This is a genomic window from Caulobacter sp. B11 (assembly GCF_002737765.1).
GTDB lineage: Bacteria > Pseudomonadota > Alphaproteobacteria > Caulobacterales > Caulobacteraceae > Caulobacter.
In genome coordinates this window covers 1-5,226 of record NZ_PEGG01000144.1, presented here as the reverse complement: position 1 = coordinate 5,226, position 5,226 = coordinate 1, and the positions used below count along the sequence as shown (strand labels likewise).

9 protein-coding genes and 1 pseudogene are annotated in these 5,226 nt (G+C 66.8%); all 10 read left to right on the top strand.

The window, feature by feature from the left end; translation table 11 throughout:
- A partial coding sequence (locus CSW58_RS07250; RefSeq protein WP_201721604.1) for a peptidylprolyl isomerase occupies nt 1-638 on the top strand: 638 nt, incomplete at its 5' end.
- A gap of 6 nt (nt 639-644) precedes the next feature.
- Nucleotides 645-1,844 carry an alginate export family protein gene (locus CSW58_RS07245; RefSeq protein WP_099446837.1) on the top strand — a complete coding sequence of 400 codons (1,200 nt, stop codon included), beginning with the start codon at nt 645-647 and terminating at the stop codon, nt 1,842-1,844.
- 28 nt (nt 1,845-1,872) lie between these two features.
- A complete protein-coding gene (locus CSW58_RS07240; protein WP_099446836.1) occupies nt 1,873-2,421 on the top strand; it encodes a hemerythrin domain-containing protein in 549 nt (182 codons plus the stop codon).
- 11 nt (nt 2,422-2,432) lie between these two features.
- The gene (locus CSW58_RS07235; RefSeq protein WP_099446838.1) at nt 2,433-3,098 is read left to right on the top strand and encodes a carbonic anhydrase; all 666 of its coding nucleotides are present in this window, start codon (nt 2,433-2,435) and stop codon (nt 3,096-3,098) included.
- A 17-nt stretch (nt 3,099-3,115) separates the two neighbouring features.
- Complete coding sequence (locus tag CSW58_RS07230) at nt 3,116-3,511, top strand: NTP transferase domain-containing protein (RefSeq protein WP_161494584.1); 396 nt, start codon at nt 3,116-3,118, stop codon at nt 3,509-3,511.
- Between the two features lie 94 nt (nt 3,512-3,605).
- The gene (locus CSW58_RS15735) at nt 3,606-3,731 is read left to right on the top strand and encodes a hypothetical protein (protein WP_255406563.1); all 126 of its coding nucleotides are present in this window, start codon (nt 3,606-3,608) and stop codon (nt 3,729-3,731) included.
- Nucleotides 3,732-3,741: 10 nt separating this feature from the next.
- Nucleotides 3,742-4,074: an SRPBCC domain-containing protein gene (locus CSW58_RS16150; RefSeq protein WP_143755115.1), complete on the top strand. Its 333-nt coding sequence runs from the start codon at nt 3,742-3,744 to the stop codon at nt 4,072-4,074.
- A 71-nt stretch (nt 4,075-4,145) separates the two neighbouring features.
- Nucleotides 4,146-4,292 carry a hypothetical protein gene (locus CSW58_RS16145; RefSeq protein WP_161494583.1) on the top strand — a complete coding sequence of 49 codons (147 nt, stop codon included), beginning with the start codon at nt 4,146-4,148 and terminating at the stop codon, nt 4,290-4,292.
- An 11-nt stretch (nt 4,293-4,303) separates the two neighbouring features.
- Complete coding sequence (locus CSW58_RS15055; RefSeq protein ID WP_236627702.1) at nt 4,304-4,777, top strand: radical SAM protein; 474 nt, start codon at nt 4,304-4,306, stop codon at nt 4,775-4,777.
- 177 nt (nt 4,778-4,954) lie between these two features.
- A pseudogene (locus CSW58_RS15050) lies at nt 4,955-5,226 on the top strand (coproporphyrinogen III oxidase); the annotation flags it as partial.

Here is a 5,226-nt window from a genome sequence, read left to right as displayed (position 1 = left end):
ACTGCCCGTCAGGCGAGGTTGGCGGCTCGCTGGGTCAGCTTGGGCCCGGCGATGTGGTGGGCGAGATTGAGCAGGCCCTTTCGGCCTTGCAGCCCGGCCAGGTCTTGAACCAGCCGGTGCGCTCGCGGTTCGGCTGGCATGTGCTCAAGCTTGACCGTCGTATTGAGGGACGCGAACTGCCCTTCGACTATGTCGAGGACAAGATCCGGCTGCACCTTGAAAGCCGGGCCTGGACGGCGGCGGCCACGCGCTATGTCGCCGATCTGGCGGAACGCGCCCGAGGCCTGGGCGTAGCCTTCAGCCTGACCCGCGACGGCCGCTTCGACACCGGGGCGCTGTCATTGGGCGAGCGTCTGGCCGGCGCCTCGGCGGCCGGGCTCGAAGCCTGGCTCGACGCCTCCGATCCGGACCTTGCCGAACGGGTGCGCGCCGCGGCCGCCGCCGCTGGGATCGACGTCGACACCTTCGTCCAGCGGGCGGTGAAGGACTTCGTCAACACCGCCGGCGACGAGTCGTGGACCCACCTGATCTCGGCCGCCCAGGGCGCCGAAGATCCGGCCATCGCCGCCATCGCTTCCCTGCTGCGCACCCGGCTCACGCCCAAGACGCGCACCTACACGATCTTCCGGAAGGTCTAGAGCATCATGCGTATCCTCTGGCTGCTGCCGCTGGCCGCGGCCCTCCCGACGCTGGCCCAGGCCGCCGAGCCGGCCCGGGGCCAGATTCTGCTGGACGCCCGCCTGCGCTACGAGGCCGTCTCCCAGGATGGCCTGGCCAAGGACGCCCAGGCCCTGACCCTTCGCACCCGGCTGGGTTACGAGACCGCTGCTGTCCACGGCTTCAAGCTGCTAGTTGAGGCGCAGAACGTCACCGCCCTGGACGAGCGCTACAACAGCCAGGTCAACGGCAAGACCACCTATCCCGTCGTTGCCGACCCGGAGACGACTCAACTCAATCGCATGCAACTGTCCTGGAGCGGTCCGATCTCCGCCGGGGGATCTGGCGGCGCGACAGTGGGTCGCCAGCGTCTGATCCTCGACAATGCCCGCTTTGTCGGCAATGTCGGCTTTCGCCAGACGGAACAGACCTTCGACGCGATCACCCTGGTCTATCGGCCATCGCCCAGGCTGACCCTGACCTACGCCTATCTGGACAAGGTCCATCGAATTCTCGGCGACGGCCATGCCCAAGGCAGCTGGCGCAGCGACTCCCATATCGCCCAATTGGCCGCCAGGACCGCGATCGGCCAGGTCTCGGCCAGCGCCTATCTGCTCGACTTCGCCAACGCCCCGGCCCAGTCCAGCGCCACCTACGACATCCGCCTGACAGGCTCGCGCCCCGTGAGCCCAGACCTGAGCATCACCTACGAGGCGCAGTACGCCCGCCAAAGCGACTACGGAAACAGCCCGACCGACTTCACCCTCGACTATCTCGCCCTGGGGGCTGGTCTGAAGAGCAAGGTCAGCGCCGTGACACTCGGCGTCGAACGTCTCGACGGCGATGGCCGCCGAGGCTTCCAGACGCCGCTGGCCACCCTGCACGCCTTCCAGGGCTGGGCGGACGTGTTCCTGACCACACCGTCCAACGGGGTACGCGATCTCGCGCTCACCGCATCGACCAACGTGACCCACTCCAAGGCTCACCCCGTCAAGCTGCAAGCGGCCCTACACCGGTTCGACACCGCCGATGGCGACGCCAAGCTGGGTGACGAGATGAACCTCGCCATCTCGGCGCCGCTGACGCCCAAGCTGTCTGTGGAACTCGCGGCGGCGGCGTTCAATGGCGACCAACCGGCTTTTCGCGACAGGACCAAGCTGTGGCTGACGCTTGCCTACAAGCTCTGATCCAGGACCGAGCCAAGGCGAGGACATAATGACGACGACCGAGATCGAGGCCATTCCGCTGCACTTGCTTGCGCAACCCATCGAGTGGTTCTTCGCCGAGCACTATCGTCATCGGCAGGCCTGCAAGTTGATCGAGGACGTCGCCGCCGCCATGGTGTTCGACCGGCGGCGACTCGTCGAACTGGTCGATTTCCTTGAGCACGATCTGCCGCTGCATGTGATCGACGAGGAGGAAGATTTCTTTCCGTTGTTGCGCCGGCGTTGCGAGCCCGAGGACGACGTCGAGCGCGTGCTTGGCATGCTGTCGGCCGAACACCGAAACGATGTGGTGCAAGCCCATGCGGTGCGCGATCATCTGCGGACCTGTTTGGTGAGTGCGCGCGCGCCGGGGCTGGATCCGGCGCGGCGCAGGGCGATGATCGCCTTCGCCACCCAGGAGCGTCGTCATCTGGGCCTGGAGAACGCCATCGTCCTGCCGATCGCCAGACTGCGGTTGAGCCAGGATGACCTGACGACTCTGGGACGCCGGCTCGCGGCCCGTCGCGGTCGTCTGCTGAGCGCCGTTGTTGGCCAATGAACAGGCATGGCATGACCGAAGATCTGCTGACCAGCAATATGGCCTGGGTCGCCGGCCGCTATGAGGACAGCGAGTTTTTCAAGCGCACTGCAGCTGAGCGCCAGACCGATTATCTCTGGCTGGGCTGCGCCGATAGCAGGCTCACGGGACAGGAGCTAACCGGTCTGCCGCCCGGCGCGATCTTCCACCATACCAATCCTGGAAACCTGGCCCCGCCCCTGGACGTCGGATTTCTGTCGAGCCTTCAGTTCTCGCTGGAAGTTCTGAAAGTGCGACACGTCGTGGTTTGCGGCCACTATGGCTGTGGGGTCATGGCCGCGGCGCTGTCCAACACGCCGATTGATCTCCTTGATCGCTGGCTCGGCCCGGTGCGCGCCCTGGCCTCGCGTCACGCCGAGGCGTTGGAGACGATCATGGATCCGGGCGCTCGAGCCAATCGGCTTTGCGAGCTGAATGTCACCGCGCAACTGGTCAATCTCGCCGGCAATCCATTGGTTCAGGACGCATGGCGTCGCGGCCAGTCCCTGACGCTGCACGGCTGGATCCATTCGGCGGCCGATGGCCTGCTACGCGATCTGGAAACCACCATCACTAGCTTGAAACAGGCGATGAGCTTCGTCGGCGGTCCAGTGCCGGAGGCCCCGCTGCGGCGAAACGCGCGAAGGGGCTCATCATGAGGAAGCCTTGCGTTGCCGTGGTTCTCGCCGGCGGCGAGGGTTCGCGCATGGGTGGCGGCAAGCCCCTGCGGGCCTGGGGTGAGGTTTCGCTTGTGGCCCGCGCATTGACCCTGGCCAGGGGCTATGCCGACGAGGTCGCTGTCGCCGTCCGCAACGCCGAGCAACTGGGCGGCGGCGCGGGCGCCCCACTCCTGTTTGATCATCCCGACATCCCCGGTCCGCTAGCGGGCCTGGCCTCGGCCCTGACCTTCGCCCGCGCTCGCGGCGCGGCGCACGTACAGGTTCTGGCCGACATGCCGCATCTGCCTGTCGATCTGACCTCGCGCCTAGCCGCCGCCATGGAGTTCGGGGCCTGGCCGCTCTGCCCGTCAGCAATGGACGACTGCATCCCGTCTGCGGCCTCTGGAGCGTAGAAGTCGAGTCAGTGTTGGCCGACTATCTGGCCCAAGGTCGCTCGTCCTTACGGGGCCTGGCCGCCGCGGCGGCGAGGCGGTCGCGGACTGGGGGATGATCCAGCCCGACCCGTTCGTCAATCTCAACACCCTCGATGAGCTTAACGCTCAGCAGCCACGCGCCAGTGGCTTGACGCCGGTCAAGGCCACTCACGCCGCTGTCGGCCAGACTGTGGTCTAGGAGATCACCGATGTTCGACCTCGCCGAACCCATCGCCACCTTCATCCGCAAGGATGACGTCATCGCCATCCAGATCCGCCGGGATTTCGAGGCTTCGCCTGACCGATTGTGGCGCGCCCTGACCCGGCCGGAGGGTCTCGTCCAATGGCTGGCCCCGGGGACGATCACGCTCGCGGTTGGCGGGGCCGCCCAGCTGGATTTGGTGACAGCGGGATCATCATCGACAGCCTGGTCACGGCGGTCACGCCGGGTCAGCGTCTCGAATATGGCTGGAACGGACCCGGCGAGACGCCTCGTCCGCTATGCTGGGAAATCAGCCCCATCGACGGGGGCGCGCGTCTGACCCTGAGTCTGAGCCTGCCGGCCAGCGAGGACGCCGGCCGCGCCGCCGCCGGCTGGGTGGCGCATTTGGAGATGCTGGCCGCCGCCTTGGCCGAGGTTCCCATTCGCTTTCCTTTCGCCTCATTCAAATCCGCTCGCGAGGCTTATCGCGTTGCCGTGGCCGACGCGGAGGCCGCCTGGGCGATCTCGGCGGGTCAAGCGGCGAACGCCGCCGCTTAAGGAAGACACCCATGTCTCTCGCCTTGGCCACGAACGCTGGCGTCCGCCCCACAGCCGAGCTCGTCGCCAAGTACGACGGCCGCGCGCCGCGCTATACGAGCTATCCGCCGGCGACGCAGTTCAGCGCTCAGATCGACGCCCAAACCTATGGGCTCTGGCTGCATGACCTGCCCGTCGAGCAAGCCGTGTCCCTCTATGTGCACATCCCTTTCTGCGCCCGGCTGTGCTGGTACTGCGGCTGCAATACTCGCGCGGTGAACCGCCACGAACCCGTCGGCGACTATGTGCGCTTGCTGCTGGACGAGATCGCCCTGCTGGGAGCCGCCCTGCCCGGTCGCCTGCCCGTTGGCGCCATCCATTTCGGCGGCGGCACGCCCAACATGCTGTCCACGGGCGAGGTCGACGCGATCTTCGACCGCCTGGGCCAGGTTTTTGCCCTAACCGCCGACGTCGATGTGGCGGTCGAGATGGACCCGCCGTGCTGACGCGCGACTGGGTGCGCGCCGCGGCCGGGCGGGGGATGAACCGCGCCAGCCTAGGCGTGCAGAACCTGACGCCCGAGGTCCAGGCGGCCGTCAATCGCCGCGACACCTTCGAGCACATCGCCGACTGTGTCGCCTGGCTGCGGGAGGGCCAGGGTCGGTTCGATCAATATCGACCTGATGTATGGTCTGCCGCATCAGACCACGGCCAACACCCTGTCGACGCTCGACCAGCTCCTGCCGCTTCGTCCCGAGCGTCTGGCCCTGTTCGGCTACGCCCATGTGCCGTGGATGAAAAGTCACCAGCAGCTGATCGACGAGGCCGCCCTGCCCGACGCCCAGGCGCGGCTGGATCAGAGCGAGACCGCCGCCGAACGTCTGGCGGCCGAAGGCTATGTCCGGATCGGCCTCGACCATTTCGCCTTGCCCGATGATCCGATGGGCCAAAAGCC